The 17,589-nt window shown below is 68.8% G+C and carries 18 protein-coding genes; 11 read left to right on the top strand and 7 right to left on the bottom strand.

The features are described from left to right. Positions 1–93 precede the first annotated feature (93 nt). Genes HHL11_RS03140 through HHL11_RS03125 form a run of 4 tightly spaced genes read left to right on the top strand, consistent with a single transcriptional unit; the run spans position 94 to position 7,324 of the window. Positions 94–1,500, top strand: a complete 1,407-nt coding sequence (locus HHL11_RS03140; RefSeq protein ID WP_169416986.1) for an efflux transporter outer membrane subunit — start codon at positions 94–96, stop codon at positions 1,498–1,500. Between the two features lie 30 nt (positions 1,501–1,530). Further along, positions 1,531–2,691, top strand: coding sequence for an efflux RND transporter periplasmic adaptor subunit (locus HHL11_RS03135; RefSeq protein ID WP_169416985.1), 1,161 nt, complete (start codon positions 1,531–1,533; stop codon positions 2,689–2,691). 13 nt (positions 2,692–2,704) lie between these two features. Then, on the top strand, positions 2,705–5,800 hold the full coding sequence (locus tag HHL11_RS03130; protein ID WP_169419895.1) for an efflux RND transporter permease subunit: 3,096 nt from the start codon (positions 2,705–2,707) through the stop codon (positions 5,798–5,800). 48 nt (positions 5,801–5,848) lie between these two features. After that, entirely contained in the window at positions 5,849–7,324 is a 1,476-nt protein-coding gene (locus HHL11_RS03125; RefSeq protein WP_169416984.1) for a sulfatase-like hydrolase/transferase, read from the top strand. Here the strand turns inward: HHL11_RS03125 and HHL11_RS03120 are convergent. Then, positions 7,295–7,723: an adenylyltransferase/cytidyltransferase family protein gene (locus HHL11_RS03120; protein WP_169419894.1), complete on the bottom strand. Its 429-nt coding sequence runs from the start codon at positions 7,721–7,723 to the stop codon at positions 7,295–7,297. The genes HHL11_RS03125 and HHL11_RS03120 overlap by 30 nt on opposite strands. 53 nt (positions 7,724–7,776) lie before the next feature. Beyond that, complete coding sequence (locus tag HHL11_RS03115) at positions 7,777–8,625, bottom strand: ferritin family protein (RefSeq protein WP_169416983.1); 849 nt, start codon at positions 8,623–8,625, stop codon at positions 7,777–7,779. A gap of 101 nt (positions 8,626–8,726) precedes the next feature. Here HHL11_RS03115 and HHL11_RS03110 point away from each other — a divergent pair, with 101 nt between their 5' ends. Next, on the top strand, positions 8,727–9,299 hold the full coding sequence (locus tag HHL11_RS03110) for a glutathione peroxidase (protein WP_169416982.1): 573 nt from the start codon (positions 8,727–8,729) through the stop codon (positions 9,297–9,299). 274 nt (positions 9,300–9,573) lie between these two features. On the opposite strand, the gene HHL11_RS03105 is transcribed toward HHL11_RS03110, so the two are convergent. Further along, positions 9,574–10,188, bottom strand: coding sequence for a glutathione S-transferase family protein (locus tag HHL11_RS03105; protein ID WP_169416981.1), 615 nt, complete (start codon positions 10,186–10,188; stop codon positions 9,574–9,576). 144 nt (positions 10,189–10,332) lie between these two features. Between HHL11_RS03105 and purB the strand changes: the two genes are divergently transcribed. Next, positions 10,333–11,712, top strand: coding sequence for an adenylosuccinate lyase (purB, locus tag HHL11_RS03100; protein WP_169416980.1), 1,380 nt, complete (start codon positions 10,333–10,335; stop codon positions 11,710–11,712). Between the two features lie 3 nt (positions 11,713–11,715). Then, on the top strand, positions 11,716–12,276 hold the full coding sequence (locus HHL11_RS03095; RefSeq protein ID WP_169416979.1) for a YaeQ family protein: 561 nt from the start codon (positions 11,716–11,718) through the stop codon (positions 12,274–12,276). A 3-nt stretch (positions 12,277–12,279) separates the two neighbouring features. Here HHL11_RS03095 and HHL11_RS03090 read toward each other — a convergent pair whose 3' ends face one another. Then, a complete protein-coding gene (locus tag HHL11_RS03090) occupies positions 12,280–12,579 on the bottom strand; it encodes a putative signal transducing protein (RefSeq protein ID WP_169416978.1) in 300 nt (99 codons plus the stop codon). 6 nt (positions 12,580–12,585) lie between these two features. Beyond that, positions 12,586–13,032 (bottom strand): DUF3717 domain-containing protein, encoded by a 447-nt coding sequence (locus HHL11_RS03085; protein ID WP_169416977.1) that lies wholly within the window; start codon positions 13,030–13,032, stop codon positions 12,586–12,588. A 264-nt stretch (positions 13,033–13,296) separates the two neighbouring features. Between HHL11_RS03085 and HHL11_RS03080 the strand changes: the two genes are divergently transcribed. From HHL11_RS03080 to HHL11_RS03070, 3 genes are read left to right on the top strand one after another with little or no spacing between them, the layout of a single operon-like run. Continuing rightward, positions 13,297–13,983: a TerC family protein gene (locus HHL11_RS03080; protein WP_169416976.1), complete on the top strand. Its 687-nt coding sequence runs from the start codon at positions 13,297–13,299 to the stop codon at positions 13,981–13,983. A gap of 18 nt (positions 13,984–14,001) precedes the next feature. Beyond that, positions 14,002–14,454 carry a hypothetical protein gene (locus HHL11_RS03075; RefSeq protein ID WP_169416975.1) on the top strand — a complete coding sequence of 151 codons (453 nt, stop codon included), beginning with the start codon at positions 14,002–14,004 and terminating at the stop codon, positions 14,452–14,454. A 36-nt stretch (positions 14,455–14,490) separates the two neighbouring features. Continuing rightward, positions 14,491–14,844, top strand: a complete 354-nt coding sequence (locus HHL11_RS03070; RefSeq protein WP_169419892.1) for a phage holin family protein — start codon at positions 14,491–14,493, stop codon at positions 14,842–14,844. Here HHL11_RS03070 and HHL11_RS03065 read toward each other — a convergent pair. Further along, positions 14,812–16,314, bottom strand: a complete 1,503-nt coding sequence (locus HHL11_RS03065) for a M48 family metalloprotease (protein WP_342593166.1) — start codon at positions 16,312–16,314, stop codon at positions 14,812–14,814. The two genes, HHL11_RS03070 and HHL11_RS03065, sit on opposite strands and share 33 nt — an antisense overlap. Further along, on the bottom strand, positions 16,311–17,111 hold the full coding sequence (gene tfpZ, locus HHL11_RS03060; protein ID WP_169416974.1) for a TfpX/TfpZ family type IV pilin accessory protein: 801 nt from the start codon (positions 17,109–17,111) through the stop codon (positions 16,311–16,313). Before tfpZ ends, HHL11_RS03065 begins: the two co-directional genes overlap by 4 nt. On the opposite strand from tfpZ, the gene moaC reads away from it, so the two are divergent. Then, complete coding sequence (gene moaC, locus HHL11_RS03055) at positions 17,110–17,583, top strand: cyclic pyranopterin monophosphate synthase MoaC (protein ID WP_169416973.1); 474 nt, start codon at positions 17,110–17,112, stop codon at positions 17,581–17,583. The genes tfpZ and moaC overlap by 2 nt on opposite strands. Positions 17,584–17,589: the final 6 nt, after the last annotated feature.

Here is a 17,589-nt window from a genome sequence, read left to right as displayed (position 1 = left end):
CGCAGCAAGCTGCGCACCCTACATGCCGTTACGCGTCCGCGGCCGTGCCGCAAACCGATGGTAGGCTGACGGGTTCGCCAGGGGAAGAAACCCATGAAGTTATCGCGCCTTGCGGCGCTGCTGGCCGGCGTGCTCTGGCTGGCCGGCTGCAGCGTCACCCGTCCGCCCGCCGAAGTCGCCGCGCCCACGCCGCCCCAGTGGTACGCACCGCTGCCGCATGGCGGCAAGATGGCGGACCTGCGCCAGTGGTGGCTGCAGTTCAGTGATTCGCTGCTGGTCGAGCTGATCGATGCCGCGGAAGCGGCGAGTCCCACCGTCGCCAGCGCCGGCGCTCGCATCGCGGAAGCCCGCGCCAACCGCACCCGCGCCAACGCGAGCCTGCTGCCCACGCTGGACGACACCCTCTCGGTCTCGCGCGGCAACACCACGCCGCCGCTCCCCACGTCCACCGTGCTGCAGAACAGCCTGCAGGCCAGTTGGGAGATCGACCTGTTCGGCGGCAACCGCGCCACGCTCGACGCCTCCTCGGCGCGGCTGGCCGGCAGCGAAGCCGGCTGGCACGATGCCCGCGTGTCGGTCGCGGCCGAGACGGCCACCAGCTACCTGGACCTGCGCACCTGCGAGCGCTTGATGGTGGTCACGCGCAACGACGCCAGTTCGCGCGCCGAGACGGCGCGCCTCACGCAGCTGAGCGCCGACGCCGGCTTCACCGCGCCCGCCGTCGCCGCGCAGGCGCGCGCCAGCGCCAGCGAAGGCTCCGCGCGCAACACGCAGCAGATCGCGCGCTGCGACGTCGATGTGAAGGCGCTGGTCGCGCTCACCGGCATCGAGGAGCCGCGCCTGCGCGCGCGCCTGCAGGAAGCCTGGCGCGAGCCGGCGCAGTTCGCGTTGCCCGCGGTGCCGTCGGTGCCGGCCGCGCTGCTGGAGCAGCGGCCGGACGTCTACCAGGCGGAGACCGCGGTCGCGGCCGCCAGCGCCGACGTCGGCAGTGCGCGCGCCGCGCAGTACCCGCGCCTGTCGCTCAGCGGCCAGCTCAATGCCGGTTTCATCCGCGCCGGCGGCGACACCGCCAGCGCCAGGACCTGGTCGATCGGGCCGCTGGCGCTGTCCCTGCCGCTCTTCGACGCCGGCCGCCGCGCCGCCGGCGTCGACGAGGCGCAGGGCCGCTACCAGGAAGCCGTCGCGCTCTACACCGCGAAGGTGCGGCAGGCCGTGCGCGAAGTGGAGGAGGCGCTGGTCAACCTGCAAAGCGCCGCCGCCCGCAACGACGACCAGCGCAACGCGGTGGCCGGCTACCAGGCCTCCTTCATTGCCACCGAATCGCGCTATCGCAGCGGCCTCGCCAGCCTGATCGAACTGGAAGACCAGCGCCGCACGCTGCTCGCGTCGCAGATCTCGCTGGTGGGCCTGGAACAGGAAAGGCTCGCCGCCTGGATCGCGCTGTACCGCGCGCTGGGCGGCGGCTGGCAGCGCGAGCAAGGCGTCGCCAGCCAGCCCTGAACAAGAAACGCGAACAAGAAGAGGATACGCATGACGCTCCCGACCGCCCGGCGCCTGCGCTGGACCCATGCCGCCGCCCTGGCCCTGCTCGTGGCCGCCTGCGGCGACAAGAAGCCCGCCGAAGCGCCCAAGGCCGCCGTCTCCGCCCGGCCGGCCCTCACCGTCTCCGTCACCAAGCCGGAGCAGACCCTGCTGCCGGTGACGCTGTCGGCGAACGGCAACCTCGCCGCCTGGCAGGAAGCCAGCATCGGCTCGGACACCAACGGCCTGCGCATCGCCGAGGTGCTGGTCAACGTCGGCGACCGCGTCAAGCGCGGCCAGGTGCTGGCGCGCTTTGCCACCGACACGGTGCGCGCCGACCTGGCCCAGGCCGAAGCCTCGCTGGCCGAGGCCGAGGCGAACGCCGCCAACGCCGCCAACGACGCGGCCCGCGCGCGCACCCTGCAGGAAACCGGCGCGATGGCCGCATCGCAGATCAACCAGTACCTGACCGCGGAGAAGACCGCGCAAGCGCGCGTCGCCGCCGCCCGCGCGGCGCTGCAGACCCAGCGCGTGCACCTGGCGCAGACTTCGGTGGAAGCGCCCGATGACGGCGTGATTTCCGCGCGCACCGCCACCGTCGGCGCGGTGGTGAACGGCGGCACCGAGCTGTTCCGCCTGATCCGCAAGGGCCGCCTCGAATGGCGCGCGGAGGTGACCTCCAGCGAGCTGGCCAGGATCACGCCCGGCACCACGGCGATCGTCACGGCCGCCAGCGGCGCGCGGCTGGAAGGCCGCGTGCGCACCATCGGCCCGACGGTCGACCCGCAGAACCGCATCGCGCTGGTCTACGTGGACGTCAGCCCGCTGCCCGGCGGCGCGGCCGGCAGCGCGCGCGCCGGCATGTTCGCGCGCGGCGATTTCGACCTGGGCGCCGTGCCGACGCTGACCGTGCCGCAGGCGGCGGTGGTGGTCCGCGAAGGCTTCAGCTACGTATTCCGCGTGAATCCGGACAACCGCGTCACGCAGGTGAAGATCCAGGTCGGCCGCATCGCCGCCGACCGGCTGCAAGTCGTCTCCGGCCTCGCGGCGGGCACGCCCATCGTCGCCAGCGGCGGCGGCTTCCTGAACGAAGGCGACCTGGTGCGCGTGGCGAACGCGCCCGCACCTGCGCCCGCGCCGGCCGCTTCGGCGCCGCAGGCCCAGCGCTGAGGACCGCCGCATGCTGAACGTCTCGGCCTCGTCGATCCGCAACCCCATCCCGGCGGTGATGCTGTTCGTCATGCTCACCTTCGGGGGCCTGCTCGCCTTCAAGTGGACGAAGGTGCAGAACTTCCCGGACATCGACCTGCCCACCGTCAACGTGACGGCCTCGCTGCCCGGCGCCTCGCCCTCGCAGCTGGAGACCGACGTCGCCCGCAAGCTGGAGAACTCCATCGCCACGGTGCAGGGGCTCAAGCACATCTACACCACCGTGCAGGACGGCGTGGTCACCGTCATGGCCGAATTCCGGCTGGAAAAGCCGGTGCAGGAAGCGGTGGACGACGTGCGCTCCGCGGTGTCGCGCGTGCGCGCCGACATGCCGGCGGACCTGCGCGACCCGATCGTGAGCAAGCTGGACCTGGCCGGGCAGCCGGTGCTGGCCTTCACCATTGCCTCGCCCAGCATGGACGCCGAGGCGCTGTCCTGGTTCGTCGACAACGAGCTCTCGCGCAAGCTGCTGGCGGTGCCCGGCGTCGGCGCGGTCAACCGAGTCGGCGGCGTCGATCGCGAGGTGCGCGTGGCCGTGGATCCGCTGAAGCTGCAGGGGCTGGGCGTGACGGCGGCCGACATCTCGCGCCAGCTGCGCGAGATGCAGGTGGAAAGCGCGGGCGGCAAGACCGACCTGGGCAACGGCGAGCAGCCGGTGCGCACGCTGGCCACCGTGAAGAGCGCGGCCGAAATCGGCGAGATCCGGGTGCCGGTGAGCGGCGGCCGCAGCGTGAAGCTGAGCGACGTGGCGACGGTCACCGACACCTACACCGACCCGCCGCGCTCGGCGGCGCTGCTCGATGGCAAGCCGGTGGTGGGCTTCGAAGTGGCGCGCAGCCGCGGCGAAAGCGAAGTGACCGTCGGCGAGCTGGTGCGCAAGGCGCTGGACGAACTGAAGGCGCAGCGGCCCGACATCCATCTCACCGAGGCCTTCGACTTCGTGACGCCGGTGCAGGAGGAGTACGACGGCTCCCTGCACCTGCTGTTCGAAGGCGCGGCGCTGGCGGTGCTGGTGGTGTGGCTGTTCCTGCGCGACTTCCGCGCCACCTTCGTCTCCGCCGTGGCCTTGCCGATGTCGGTGATCCCCACCTTCATCGGCATGTACCTGCTGGGCTTTTCCATCAACGTGGTGACCCTGCTGGCGCTGTCGCTGGTGATCGGCATCCTGGTGGACGACGCCATCGTGGAGGTGGAGAACATCGTGCGCCACCTGCGCATGGGCAAGACGCCTTACGAAGCGGCGATGGAGGCGGCCGACGAGATCGGGCTGGCGGTGATCGCCACCACCTTCACGCTGATCGCGGTGTTCCTGCCCACCGCCTTCATGAGCGGCGTGGCCGGCAAGTTCTTCAAGCAGTTCGGCTGGACCGCGGCGCTGGCCGTGTTCGCTTCGCTGGTCGTCGCGCGGATGCTGACGCCGATGATGGCGGCTTACCTGATGAAGGCCGACGTCAAGGAGCATGAGGAACCCGCCTGGCTGCGCCACTACATGCGCTGGGTGCGCTGGAGCATGACCAACCGCTGGAAGACGCTGGGGCTGGCGACGCTGTTCTTCATCGCCTCGGTGGCCTTGATCCCGCTGCTGCCTACCGGCTTCATCCCGCCCGACGACAACTCGCAGACGCAGGTCTACCTGGAACTGCCGCCCGGCTCGACGCTGGAACAGACCAAGGCCGCGGCGGAACAGGCCCGCCAGGCCGTGATGAAGGTGAAGCACGTGGCGAGTGTCTACACCGCCATCGGCGGCGGTTCGGCCGGCGGCGACGCCTTCGCCAACACCGGCGCGGCGGAGTCGCGCAAGGCCACGCTCACCATCCTGCTGGACCCACGCAAGGACCGCCCGCGCAAGCAGGGCATCGAGAACGACATCCGGGCGGCGCTGGAACCCATCCCCGGCGTGCGCAGCAAGGTGGGCCTGGGCGGCTCCGGCGAGAAGTACATCCTGGTGCTGACCGGCGAAGACCCGCAGGCGCTGGCCACCGCGGCGCTCGCCGTGGAGAAGGACCTGCGCACCATTCCCGGCCTCGGCCAGATCGCCTCCACCGCCAGCTTGATCCGGCCCGAGATCGCCGTGCGGCCGGACTTCGCCAAGGCCGCCGACCTCGGCGTCACCAGCCAGTCGATCGCCGACACCTTGCGCATCGCGACGGCCGGCGACTACGACGTCGCCCTGCCCAAGCTGAACCTCGCGCAGCGGCAGGTGCCCATCGTCGTCAAGCTGCAGGAGTCCGCCCGCAAGGACCTGGGCGTGCTGGAGCGCCTGACGGTGCCGGGCGCGCACGGGCCGGTGCTGCTGGGCGAGGTGGCTTCGCTGGAGCTGACGGGCGGGCCGGCGGTGATCAACCGCTACGACCGCTCGCGCAACATCAACTTCGAGATCGAGCTCTCCGGCCAGCCGCTGGGCGACGTCAAGGCCAAGGTGCAGGAGCTGCCCTCGATCAAGCACCTTCCGCCGGGCGTGCGGGTGGTGGAGATCGGCGACGCCGAGGTGATGGGCGAGCTGTTCGCGAGCTTCGGCCTGGCCATGCTCACGGGCGTGCTGTGCATCTACATCGTGCTGGTGCTGCTGTTCAAGGACTTCCTGCACCCGGTCACGATCCTCAGCGCGCTGCCGCTGGCGCTGGGCGGCGCCTTCGTCGGCCTGCTGATCGCGCACAAGAGCTTCTCGATGCCATCGCTGATCGGCCTGATCATGCTGATGGGGATCGCGACCAAGAACTCGATCCTGCTGGTGGAGTACGCCATCGTGGCGCGGCGCGACCAGGGCATGAGCCGCTTCGACGCGCTGCTGGACGCCTGCCACAAGCGGGCCCGGCCGATCATCATGACCACGATCGCGATGGGCGCCGGCATGCTGCCGATCGCCATCGGGCTGGGCGCGGCCGACCCGAGCTTCCGCTCGCCGATGGCGATCGCGGTGATCGGCGGCCTGTTCACCTCGACCATCCTCAGCCTGCTGGTGGTGCCGGTGGTGTTCGAGCTGATCGACGATGTCGAGCACTGGCTGCGGCGGACCGTGAAAAAATTGCGGCACAGGGGACACCGTCCGCGCAGCGCAGAGGCCCGCTGATCCGCCCAAGCTAGTGCTGGCTCAGCAGGCTCGGGTATACCCCCAGGCATGCGAGCCCCCCTGCGTCCCGTGCTGCTGCGCCTGGCCGCCTACCAGCTGGCCTTCTCCGGCATCGGCCTGGCCGGCTGGATCCACCGCTCCTTCGGCGACACCAGCCTCGACCAGATCCTCTGGCACCTGCAGTACACCGAAGGCGCGGCCGTCCACATGGGCAGCCTGTTCCTGTTCGAGTTCATCTTCGACGTGCTCGTCTTTCCGCTGGCCTATGCGCTGATCGCGGCGCTGGTGCACACCGCGGCCGTGCAGTACTTCACCGGCTGGAAACAGCGCGCCGTGCGCTTCGCGCCGTCGCTGGCGGGCGCCACCGCGCTGGTGCTGCTGTTGGCGCAGTTCTCCGTGTTCGAATACGTGCGCGCACAGTTCGAACCCGACCACTTCGCCCTGTCCTATGTGAACCCGCGGGCCGTGTCGCTGAAACAGGAGCAACCCCGCAACCTGATCCTGGTCTATGTGGAAAGCCTGGAGCAGACCTACGGCAACAAGACGCTCTTCGGCAGCGACCTGCTGGCGTCCAGCGAGCGCGTGGGCGGTTACAGCTTCCCTTCCTATGAGCCGGCCGCGGGCGCCGGCTGGACCATCGCCGCGATGGTTGCCACCCAGTGCGGCGTGCCGCTGAAGGTCTACACGGAAGCGGACGTGCGCCGCTCGCGCGCCGGCAAGTCCTTCCTGCCGGGAGCGACCTGCCTGGGAGACGTGCTGCAGGCCCGCGGCTACCGCAACGTCTTCATGGGCGGCGCCCCGCTGTCCTTCGCCGGCAAGGGCGCCTTCCTGCAGGACCACGGCTACACCGAGACCTGGGGCCGCGAGGAATGGGAAAAGGCCGGCGCCGGTCCGAAGGACTTCAACGAATGGGGCTTGTGGGACAACGTGCTGTACGCGCGGGCGCGCAAGCGGGTGGAAGAACTGCATGCGGCCGGCAAGCCGTTCAACCTGACCCTGCTGACGATGGAGACGCACAACCCGATCGGCTTCACCTCCCCCTATTGCCGCAAGCGCGGCGCGCGCGATTTCGCGGGCGTCGTGGCCTGTGCCGATGACCAGCTCTCGGCTTTCGTGAAGGACCTGGAGGCCAGAGGCTACCTGCGGGACACCGCCGTCGTCGTGCTCGGCGACCACCTCGCCATGCCGAACCCGGTGTACGAGAAGCTGGCCAAGGTGCAGGACGAGCGGCGCATCTTCAACCTGTTCGTGGCCGACAAGCTGCCCCCGCCCAACCGGCAGGAGATCCTGCCTTTCGACCTGTTCCCCACGCTGGTGGAACTGGCGGGACTGGACGTGCAGGGGGATCGGCTGGGCCTGGGCTATTCCGCCTTTGGCGAGGCCGAAGCGACACCGCCGCCGGACCGGGCACAGCTCTGGTCGATGGCCGGGCTGCGCGGCTCGCCGGCCTACGACAGCCTGTGGGAGCAGGAGGAGCCGGCGGCCCCGGCAGCCTCAGCGGCCAGCGCGGATGCGCCCGACTAAGGCGGTCGTCGAATAACCCTCGACGAAGGGGATCGCCAGCGAGCGGCCGCCATAGCCTTCCACCAGCGCGGTCTCGGCGAGCTTGCGCATGTCGTAGTCGCCGCCCTTCACGTAGACCTGCGGCTTCAGCTCCGACAGCAGCTGCACCGGCGTGTCCTCATCGAAGAAGGTCACGAGGCTCACGGCTTCCAGGGCGGCGATGACGATGGCGCGATCGAGCTCGCCATTGAGCGGGCGGTCCGGCCCCTTGCCCAGGCGCTTCGCGGAGGCGTCGGTGTTCAGCGCCACCACCAGGCTGCCGCCCAGGGCGCGGGCTTGCGCGAGATAGCTGACGTGGCCTCGATGCAGCACGTCGAACACGCCGTTGGTGAAGACGACGGGGCCGGACAGCGCCGCCATCGCCGCCGGGGCATCGGCCCGGCCAACGATCTTCTTCAGGAAAGCTGGTTCGCTCACGCCGTCTCGGGAATGACCAAGCTGGACTGCAGTTCCTTGCGGTAGCGATTGAGCTCCTGCACGGTCTTGAAGCTGCGGTCCATCAGCAGGCTGAGGTTGTGCAGGATGCGGTCGACCACCTTGCTTTCCCACAGCGCGTCGAAGTGGATCTGCTTGTCCAGCCAGTGCTCCAGCCACTCGGGGTTGGGCAGGCGCGACTGGATCGTGTCGCGCGGGAACAGGGCCTTGTTCACGTGCAGGTTGGTCGGATGCAACGCCTGCGCCGTGCGGCGCGCGCTGGCCATCAGCACGCCCACCTTGGCGAACGCCGCCTTGGCTTCGGTGCCGAAGTTGCCGATGGCGCGCTTCATGTAGCGAAGGTAGGCGCCGCCGTGGCGCGCCTCGTCCTGCGACAGCGTCTGGTAGATGTGCTTGATGACCGGCTCGGTGTGCCATTCGGCGGCGCGCCGGTACCAGTGGTTCAGGCGGATCTCGCCGCAGAAGTGCAGCATCAGCGTTTCCAGCGCCGGCGCCGGCTCGAACTCGAAGCGCACTTCGTGCAGCTCCTGCTCGGTGGGCGCCAGGTCGGGCCGGAAGCGGCGCAGGTACTCCATCAGCACCAGCGAATGCTTCTGCTCCTCGAAGAACCAGATCGACATGAACGCCGAGAAGTCGCTGTCGTTGCGGTTGTCCCGCAGGAACATCTCCGTGGCCGGCAGCGCCGACCATTCGGTGATGGCATTCATCTTGATTGTCTGAGCCTGTTCGTCGGACAGCTGCGAGGCGTCGAACTTCGCCCAGGGGATATCCTTGTCCATGTCCCAGCGGACGGACTCCAATTGCTTGAACAATTCGGGGTATAGCATGACGTGAACGCGGCCTTTCGACGGACGCGGGATTTTAGCGGGTGGGGTGTGACCGACCGATGACTTGGTCCAGAATGCCCCCGTTTCACGGGGATGTCCCAATGAAGAGCTTGACTGCCTGGGTCCTGGTCGCCGCAGCCGCGCTTGCCGGCCCCGTGCCCGCAGCTCCGCCCGCCGCGCCAGCCGCCACGGCCTGCCCCGTGCTGCTGCAGCACACCTTCCCGCGGCTGCAGGACGAGGCACCGCAGAACCTGTGCCAGTACTCGGGCAAGGTGTTGCTGGTGGTGAACACGGCCAGCTTCTGCGGCTTCACGCCGCAGTACGAAGCATTGGAGAAGCTGCACGCCCAATACCACGACGCGGGGCTGGTGGTGCTGGGCTTCCCCTCGAACGACTTCGCCCAGGAGACCGGCAGCAACAAGGACATCGCGGATTTCTGCGAGAACACCTTCGGGGTCAAGTTCCCCATGTTCTCCAAGTCCGCAGTGCGGGGCGACGACGCCAATCCGTTGTTCAAGGAACTGGCGGCGCAGACCGGGCGGGCGCCGCTGTGGAATTTCCACAAGTACCTGATTTCCCGCGACGGCAAGGTGGTCGACAACTACAGCAGCCTGACGCGGCCGGACGACCCGGCGCTGGTGCTGGCGTTGCAGCGTGAACTGGCGCGCCGCTGAACGGCTGAGCCACGCTTCACAAAAATTTACTACGCGCTGCGTTTCCATTGGGAACCTCCAGCCCGACGCTGGACTCAGATAAAGCAAGAGAGGGAGGCAAATTCCCGTTTTTGCTGCTGCGAAGCCGTCCGGGCCCCTGTGCGCCGGATGCAAACCCCGAGGCGACTCTTCTCCTCCTCCCTCCCTCCCTCCTTCGTCTAGGGGCGCTTCGCGGCACTTTTCTCCAGTCAAAACGGCGGCCAAAGGGCCGCCGTTTTGCTTTTGAGGGAACGCTTTACTTAGGAAGCGTGTCCGCGAAACTCGGGCGCGCAGCCAGCTTCTCGTAGAGCCTGGCCAGGTTCGGGTAAGGAGTACGCCAGTCGATCTCCGGAAAGCGGAAGTCTGCGTAGCCCAGGGCGCAACCGATGGCGATATCGGCCAGGCTCAGGTAGATGCCGGCGCAGAAGGGCTTGTCGCCCAGGCCCTGGCTCATGGCCTTGAAGCTCGCATTGGACTTGGCCAGCTGGCGGTCGATCCAGGCCTGGCTGCGCTCGGCCTTCTGGCGGCCGGACCAGTGGCCCTCCAGCCGCGCCAGCACCAGGGCGTCCAGCACGCCGTCGGCCAGAGCCTCCCAGGTCTTCACCTCGGCGCGCTCGCGGCCCACCACGGGAATCAGCTTGCCCACCGGCGACAGCGTGTCCAGGTACTCGACGATCACGCGCGAGTCGAACAGCGCCTCGCCGCCCTCCATCACCAGGCAGGGCACCTTGCCCAGCGGGTTGGAGTTCATGATGGACGTGTCCGCCGCCCAGACGTCCTCCTCGACGAACTGGTAGTCCAGCTTCTTCTCGGCCATCACCACACGTACCTTCCGTACGTACGGACTGCTCATGGATCCGATCAATTTCATGGGGCGCACTCTAGCCGTCTTGGAGTTCTGTTGTGGACACGGGGGATTGATTTCATTCTAGGGGAAGCGCCTCCGGCGGCTGTCGTGCACCTGCGACAAGACCCTCGCCCGGATGGCGCAAGCCCCGGGACCTACAATTCCGGAATGGCACTTTCCCCGATCTCGGCCCTCTCGCCGCTCGATGGCCGCTACGCCGGCCGCCTGGCCGCGCTGCGTCCGCTGATGAGCGAGCAGGGCTACATGCACCGCCGGGTGCAGGTGGAAGTCTGTTGGTTCATCGCGCTCAGCGATGCGGGCTTCGCCGAATTCAAGCCGCTCTCCCCCGGAGCGCGCACCTACCTCCTCGGTCTCGTCAAGAACTTCTCGGAGGCCGATGCGGCCGCCATCAAGGAGATCGAGAAGACCACCAACCACGACGTCAAGGCCGTCGAATACTGGATCAAGTCCAAGTTCGAGGCGCGGCCCGAGCTGCGCGCAGCCAGCGAGTTCGTGCACTTCGCCTGCACCAGCGAGGACATCAACAACACCAGCCACGCGCTACAACTGAAGTACGCACGCGAGCAGGTGCTGCTGCCCGGGCTGGACGGCGTCATCGCCAAGCTGCGCGAAATGGCGCATGCCTACGCGGACGTCCCGATGCTCAGCCGCACCCACGGCCAGACCGCCAGCCCGACCACGGTGGGCAAGGAACTGGCCAACGTGGTGGTGCGCCTGGCCGGCGCGCGCGAGCGCATCGCCGGCGTCAAGCTGCTGGGCAAGATGAACGGCGCGGTGGGCAACTACAACGCCCACCTGGCCGCCTGGCCGGACTTCGACTGGGAAGCCTTCTCGCGCAAGGTCGTGGAAACGGCCGAGCCGCTGGGCCTGGGGCTGACCTTCCAGCCTTACAGCATCCAGATCGAGCCGCACGACTACATGGCGGAGCTGTTCGACGCGGTCGCCCGCGCCAACACCATCCTGGTCGACTGGTGCCGCGACGCCTGGGGCTACATCAGCCTGGGCTATTTCAAGCAGCGGCTGCGCGAAGGCGAGATCGGCTCGTCGACGATGCCGCACAAGGTCAACCCGATCGACTTCGAAAACGCCGAGGGCAACCTGGGCCTGGCCAACGCGCTGCTGAAGCACCTGTCGGAGAAGCTGCCCATCTCGCGCTGGCAGCGTGACCTGACGGACTCCACGGTGCTGCGCAACATGGGCGTCGCCCTGGGCTACACCGCGCTGGCCTACCACGCGCTGGGCGCGGGCCTGGGCAAGCTGGAACTGAACGAGGACGCGCTGCGCGAGGACCTGGACCAGGCCTGGGAAGTGCTGGCCGAACCGATCCAGACCGTGATGCGCCGCTACGGCGTGCAGGGCGCCTACGAGAAGCTGAAGGAAGTGACGCGCGGCAAGACGGTGCAGGCCGATGCCCTGCACAAGCTGATCCGCTCGCTGGAGATTCCGGAGCCCGAGAAGGAACGCCTGCTCGCCATGACGCCGGCGTCGTACATCGGCAAGGCCGCCGAACTCGCGCGCCGAGCCTAGCGCGTGGCCCTCAAGTCCACCATCTTCAAGGCGAACCTCGCCGTGGCCGACATCGACCACGGCTACTACGCCGACCACGCGCTCACGCTGGCGCGCCACCCGAGCGAAACCGACGAGCGCATGATGGTGCGCCTCGTCGCGCTCGCCTTCCACGCGCACACCTTGCAGACCGTGCTGGGCGGCGACGGCACGCTTGCCTTCGGCGCGGGCCTGAGCGACCCGGAAAATCCGGACGTATGGTTGCGCGATTTCACCGGCCAGACCCGCCTGTGGATCGAAGTCGGCCAGCCCGACGAAGTGGCGATCACCAAGGCCAGCCGCAAGTCGGACCAGGCGGCTGTCTATTGCTTCCATCACGCGGCCGAAGTGTGGTGGCGCGGGATCGAGACCAAGCTGACGCGGCTGGAGAACCTGTCGGTCTTCCGCATTCCCACGATCGCCTCGCAGGAGCTCGCGCAACTCGCCCAGCGCAGCATGCAGCTGCAGGCGACGATCCAGGAAGGCGTGCTGATGCTGGGAGATGGATCCCGGCACGTCGACATCGAGCCGGTTCGCTGGAAATAGCCCCTAGGGCATCGGCCGGCCGCAATTCCAGCACGACTCGAACCCACCCTCCACCAGCTCGCCGCAGGCGCAGCGCCAGCGCCGTTGCGGCAGGTGCGTCAAGTCCCGCAGCAGCGCGCGCGCCGCGGCTTCCTGCTCGTCGTGCAGCACCCAGATCTCCGGCAGGCACTGGTCCGGCGGGATCTCGCCGGCCACGCTGGAGAGGAATTGCCGCTGCACGCTGGCTGCGATGCCGGCCTGCGTCAAGGTGTCGGCCCAGAGCGTGGCGATCGCGATGTTGGGAGCTTTCGTCACGCGCCGCATGGAGGATCAGTCCTTCGGCGCCGGTGTGGGCGTGGGTGCCGGCGCAGGCCCTTCGGCCGCCCGCTCGGCGTAGCGGTTGAAGCGCCAGGAGCTGCCTTCCAGCGTGATGCGGCGCCAGACCTGGCGCTTCTCGGAGGGGCTCATCTCGGTCCAGCGCTGCACTTCCTCGAAGCTGCGCCCGCAGCCCTTGCAGGAATCGTCGCCCTGGCTGGTGGAGCAGATGGCGATGCAGGGCGTGTCCGGCAGCGTGTCGAACCAGGTCTTCCAGGCGGCGTAGGCGGCAGCCGGGAAGCCGCGCTCATCCGCCTCGTCCTCGTGGTGGAAGACCATCAGCGCATACACCTCCGCCAGCGCCCGCAGCTCGGGCGCCAAGGTCACGCCGTCCGGCGACGGCTTGCGCTCGCGCCAGAAATTGATGGCGGCTTCGATGTCGGTGATGTGGATTCCGGCCATAAGGGGACGCGCATGATAGCGCCGCGCTGTCCAGTGGGCCGGGCCTGTGTGATAATTCGCCGCAGAAGGGGAGTAGCTCCCAGTCGACGGGTCGTCAGGACGAAGCTTTCAGCTTCCGGCCCGCCGGGCGCGCGCATAGCGCGCCGAGCAAGACCTTCGTGACCGGACCCGGCAGCGGGACCGGAACGAAGCACTTTGCCCCTTCGGCCCCCTGCCTCGTTCCAGCCCCGCCCGGGATGTCTTGCATCTCTCGGAGCCTCGTGCATGGAATTTCTCTCCGCCGACTGGTGGTCTGCCCTCGCCGCCATCGTCCTCATCGACCTCGTGCTGGCGGGCGACAACGCCATCGTCATCGCGCTGGCCGCGCGCAACCTGCCCAAGGACTTGCAGAAGAAGGCCATCGTCTGGGGCACGATGGGCGCCATCGTCGTCCGCACGCTGATGACGGTGGGCGTGGTCTGGCTGCTGCAGGTGCCCGGCCTGATGCTGGTGGGCGGCCTCGGCCTGCTGTGGATCGCCTACCGCCTGCTCGCCGACGACGCCGGCGGCGAAGACCACGGCCCCATGGCCAGCACCTTCTGGGGCGCCATGAAGACCATCGTCATCGCCGACGCCCTCATGGGCATCGACAACGTGCTCGGCGTGGCCGGCGCGGCGCACGGGGCCATCGACCTGGTGGTGGTCGGGCTGCTGATCAGCGTGCCTATCGTGGTGTTCGGCAGCCGCGTCGTCCTGCGGCTGGTGGAGCGCTTCCCCATGATCATCCAGGCGGGCGCCGCGGTGCTGGCCTATACGGCCGCCAGGATGATCGTCGGCGAGCCGCTGCTGGACGCCGTGTTCGATCCCCATGCAGCCGCGCGCTGGAGCACGTATGCTCTGTGCATCGCGGGCGTCCTGGGCGCCGGATGGTGGGCGGCACGTACTGCCCGCCGCCGCGCTGCCGCGAGTTGAGCCGTGCAAGGAGCTCCCATGAACAAGATCATCGTGTATGTCGACGACGCCGCCTGGCTGCGGCAGCAGTTGCCGCCGCCCGAGGCCGTGACGCATTGGGTGGTGGTGGCCTGCGCGCCGCGCATGACCCACCGCATCAGCAAGTGGGTCAGCCATTCGGCCCGCGAGAACTGGCGCTCGAAATGGGCCGACAAGCTGTTCGACCAGGTCATCCCCGACCTGCAGGCGCGCGGCGACGTGGTCACGCCGGTGCTGGCCCGCGGACCGCTGCCGGAACTGACGCGCCTGCTGATGGCGGAACACAGCACCGAGCAGGTGCTGGACGTGCGCCGGCCGAAGACGCAGGACAGCCCCTCGGCCGGGCGCTGGCAGCCGGGCGCCATCATGGGCCTGGCAGCCATGCTGCTGTTCGGGCCGGACGGCGAGCCGCGCTTCAGCTTCGCCCTCACGACGGCCAACCTGATCGGCTGATCCCGGGCGCCGGGGCGTGTATCCTCTGCGCCCATGCTGAAGCTCATCTCCAAGTGGCTGCTCAGCGCGTCGGCCCTGCTGTTCGTCGCCTACATGTACAGCGGCGTGCAGGTGTCCAGCTACAGCAGCGCGCTGATCGCGGTGGTCGTCATCGGCCTGCTGAATGCCGTGGTGCGTCCGGTCCTGGTGGTCCTGACGCTGCCGGTGACCGTGGTGACGCTGGGCCTGTTCCTGTTCGTCATCAACGCCTTGCTGTTCTGGGCGGCGGCCACCGTGCTGGACGGCTTCCACGTGCGCGGCTTCGTCGGCGCGCTCGTCGGCTCGCTGCTCTATTCGGCGCTGGGCATCGTGATCGAGTCAGCGCTCGAGCGCCTGTTCGCGCACAAGTGACTGCATCTCGCGCGCGCGGGTGTCGATGATCGAAGCCTCGATGTAATCGCTGCGCGCCGCGCCCTTGCGCGCGAGGTCCTGCGCCGCCTTCAGGCGGTCCAGCGCCGCCGTGTAGTCCAGGTGGGCGGCCTGCGCTTCGGCATCGGCCCGCACCGCGCGCAGCTGCTCGCCCTGGGCCTGGTAGGCCGCCGACAGGTCCTCCCAGGCCGTGGAGTCGCGCGGGTGCAGGCTGACCCAGGTCTGCAGCCGCTCCGACGCTTCCTTGGCCTGGCCCGAACGCACCTGCGCCTGCGCGCCGAACAGCAGGTCCGGACGGTGGTCGGACTTCGGGTCCACCAGCTTCAGCACCCGGGCGTTGTCGCCAGTGGCCAGCGCGATTTCGGCTTCCAGCAGCCGCGCCTGGCGCTCGCCGGCGGCATCGCCGGCCACGGACGCATGCAGGCGCGGCAGCAGGCGCGCGACCGCCGCGCGGTCATGCAGGCGGAAGGCGGCATAGGTCGCCGCGTACAGCACCGCGGACTGGCGCATGCGCGGCTGGCTGGCCAGCCCGGCGGAGTCGGCATCGGCGAGGAAGGAGCGCTGCGCGTCGACCCCCGGATTGGAGATCACGCGCGAGCGCGCCGCCATCAGCGCGTGTTCGAGCGTGGGAACCGGCGGCGCGGCGCCGGCCAGCTCCTGGCGCGACTGCATTTCCGCGATCCGCTCGGTGGTCAGCGGGTGGGTGCGCAGGTAGGGGAAGGCGCCGAAGTCGTTCAGGCGCGACGACTGCTGCAGCTTCTCGAACATGTTCACGAAGCCCTTGGGCGAGTAGCCCGCCTGGGTCGCCACGCCCAGGCCGACGCGGTCGGCCTCGCGCTCCATGTCGCGCGAGAAGTTCAGCTGCTGCTGCGCCGCCAGCGCCTGGCTGCCGGTGAGGAGGGCGCCGGCTGCATCCGGGCTGCGGCTTGCGGCCAGCGCGCCGAGGATCATGCCGGCGATCATCAGCGGCGTCTGCTTGTTCTGCTGCTCCATCATCCGCGAGATGTGGCGCTGCGTGACGTGGCTCAGTTCGTGCGCCAGCACCGAAGCCAGTTCGTCCGCGGTGGTGGTGATGGCGATCAGGCCGAGTTGCAGACCGAGGTAGCCACCCGGCACGGCAAAGGCGTTGATCTCGCGGTCCTTGCCCAGCAGCACCTGCCAGGCGAAACGCTCGTCGATCTCGCTGGTGAGCTCGCCGCGCGCGCGCGCGCCGGCCAGCAGCTTCTGCCAGATGTCCTGGACGTATTCGACCAGCACCGGGTCGTCGATGTAGTCCGGGTCGCGGTACATCTCGCGCGCCACCTTCTCGCCCAGCTTGCGCTCGGCGCCGGTGCTCAGGTCACCCGGCTGGCCCATGCCGGGCAGCTGCGCGTGCGACGGCAGGCCCGCGAGCGCCAGCGCCACCGCGGCGGCCGCGGCGCTGCGACGCAGGAAGGAGGCGGGTGCTCTCAAAATGAATCCAGGGGCAGGTAGCCGATCACCTCCGCGGTACTGGAATCCAGCAGCACGGTCCAGGCCTGGGCCTTGCGGGCGACCACGGGCAAGTATGACGCGTGCGCGGCGTCATGGCCGGATTTTTCCAGGGCGGCCTCGATCTCCGGCGCGCGGGCGGCGAAGCGGCTGCGCAACTCGCTGACCGGGCGGGCGGCCGCCAGCACGCGGGCCTTCGCGGCCTCGTAGGGCTGCCAAAGATCGGGACGGGCCGACAGCGAGATGCCGTTCAGGGCCACCATGGTGGCTTCGTACTTTTCCTTCTCGCTGGCGAACGGCCGCACCGCCAGCAGGGTGGGCCCGCCGAAGGGAGCGACTTCGACGCCGGCGGGCGCACGATTTTCCAGGTCCACCGGGATGTCGGACTGGTGCACGACGCGGAAGCGATCGACCTCGAACACCATGTGCACCGGCCGGGCCATGTGGACCGACCAGATGCCATAGCTCAGGCCCACCAGCTGCAGGAAAGCCACGCAGGCGAGGTCGCGCACCAGCGAAGCCCGCGGCTTGGCGCGATCGAAGATGGCGAAGGTGATCAGCGGGCCCAGCACGACGTCGACGCCGACCACCAGCATGAACAGCTCGCGGCCGCTCGAGAGTTCGCGGTACGGGTAGGGATACCAGAGCTCGAACACCAGCAGCGCGGCCATCAGCGCCACCACGACGCTGGCCCCCAGGTGCACGCCGGCGGCCCGGGCGCGGTCACGCCAATCGAAGGTGGCCGTATGATGATCCAGGAAAGCGGATGGCAGTGGCATGAGCGGATTGACCCATTTCGACGCACAAGGACAGGCCCACATGGTAGACGTGGCGGCGAAGGCTGCCACGCACCGCATTGCGGTAGCGCGCGGGCGCATCGAGATGCTACCGGCCACCTTCGAGCTGATCCAGCAAGGCAACGTAAAGAAAGGCGACGTGCTGGGGATCGCCCGCATCGCCGGCATTCAGGGCTGCAAGCGCACCAGCGAGCTGATCCCGCTGTGCCATCCGCTGGCCCTGACACGCGCCGCGGTGGACTTCGAGTTGCGCTCGCCCAACGCCGTCGTCTGCACGGCGACAGTGGAAACCGTGGGGCCCACCGGCGTGGAGATGGAGGCCCTGACCGCGGTGCAGGTGGCCTTGCTGACGATCTACGACATGTGCAAGGCTGTCGATCGCGCGATGACGATCAACGACGTGCGGGTGGTTGAAAAGCACGGCGGCAAGTCGGGAAGTTTCGTCAATCCCTGACGCGGC

Origin of the sequence: Ramlibacter agri (assembly GCF_012927085.1) — a bacterium.
Classification (GTDB): domain Bacteria; phylum Pseudomonadota; class Gammaproteobacteria; order Burkholderiales; family Burkholderiaceae_C; genus Ramlibacter; species Ramlibacter agri.
The sequence above is the reverse complement of the archived record's forward strand: the minus strand, read 5'-3'. Positions and strand labels throughout refer to the sequence as shown.

What these genes read in the sequence shown, in the direction of transcription:
- HHL11_RS03075 (WP_169416975.1), top strand. Translation starts at nt 14,002, where the DNA reads ATGAACAAGATCATCGTGTATGTCGACGACGCCGCCTGGCTGCGGCAG.
- HHL11_RS03080 (WP_169416976.1), top strand. Translation starts at nt 13,297, where the DNA reads ATGGAATTTCTCTCCGCCGACTGGTGGTCTGCCCTCGCCGCCATCGTC.
- HHL11_RS03120 (WP_169419894.1), bottom strand. Translation starts at nt 7,723, where the DNA reads ATGGCGGCGCTGTCCGGCCCCGTCGTCTTCACCAACGGCGTGTTCGAC.
- HHL11_RS03115 (WP_169416983.1), bottom strand. Translation starts at nt 8,625, where the DNA reads ATGCTATACCCCGAATTGTTCAAGCAATTGGAGTCCGTCCGCTGGGAC.
- tfpZ (WP_169416974.1), bottom strand. Translation starts at nt 17,111, where the DNA reads ATGCCACTGCCATCCGCTTTCCTGGATCATCATACGGCCACCTTCGAT.
- HHL11_RS03090 (WP_169416978.1), bottom strand. Translation starts at nt 12,579, where the DNA reads ATGCGGCGCGTGACGAAAGCTCCCAACATCGCGATCGCCACGCTCTGG.
- moaC (WP_169416973.1), top strand. Translation starts at nt 17,110, where the DNA reads ATGAGCGGATTGACCCATTTCGACGCACAAGGACAGGCCCACATGGTA.
- HHL11_RS03135 (WP_169416985.1), top strand. Translation starts at nt 1,531, where the DNA reads ATGACGCTCCCGACCGCCCGGCGCCTGCGCTGGACCCATGCCGCCGCC.
- HHL11_RS03140 (WP_169416986.1), top strand. Translation starts at nt 94, where the DNA reads ATGAAGTTATCGCGCCTTGCGGCGCTGCTGGCCGGCGTGCTCTGGCTG.
- HHL11_RS03110 (WP_169416982.1), top strand. Translation starts at nt 8,727, where the DNA reads ATGAAGAGCTTGACTGCCTGGGTCCTGGTCGCCGCAGCCGCGCTTGCC.
- HHL11_RS03125 (WP_169416984.1), top strand. Translation starts at nt 5,849, where the DNA reads ATGCGAGCCCCCCTGCGTCCCGTGCTGCTGCGCCTGGCCGCCTACCAG.
- HHL11_RS03105 (WP_169416981.1), bottom strand. Translation starts at nt 10,188, where the DNA reads ATGAAATTGATCGGATCCATGAGCAGTCCGTACGTACGGAAGGTACGT.
- HHL11_RS03085 (WP_169416977.1), bottom strand. Translation starts at nt 13,032, where the DNA reads ATGGCCGGAATCCACATCACCGACATCGAAGCCGCCATCAATTTCTGG.
- purB (WP_169416980.1), top strand. Translation starts at nt 10,333, where the DNA reads ATGGCACTTTCCCCGATCTCGGCCCTCTCGCCGCTCGATGGCCGCTAC.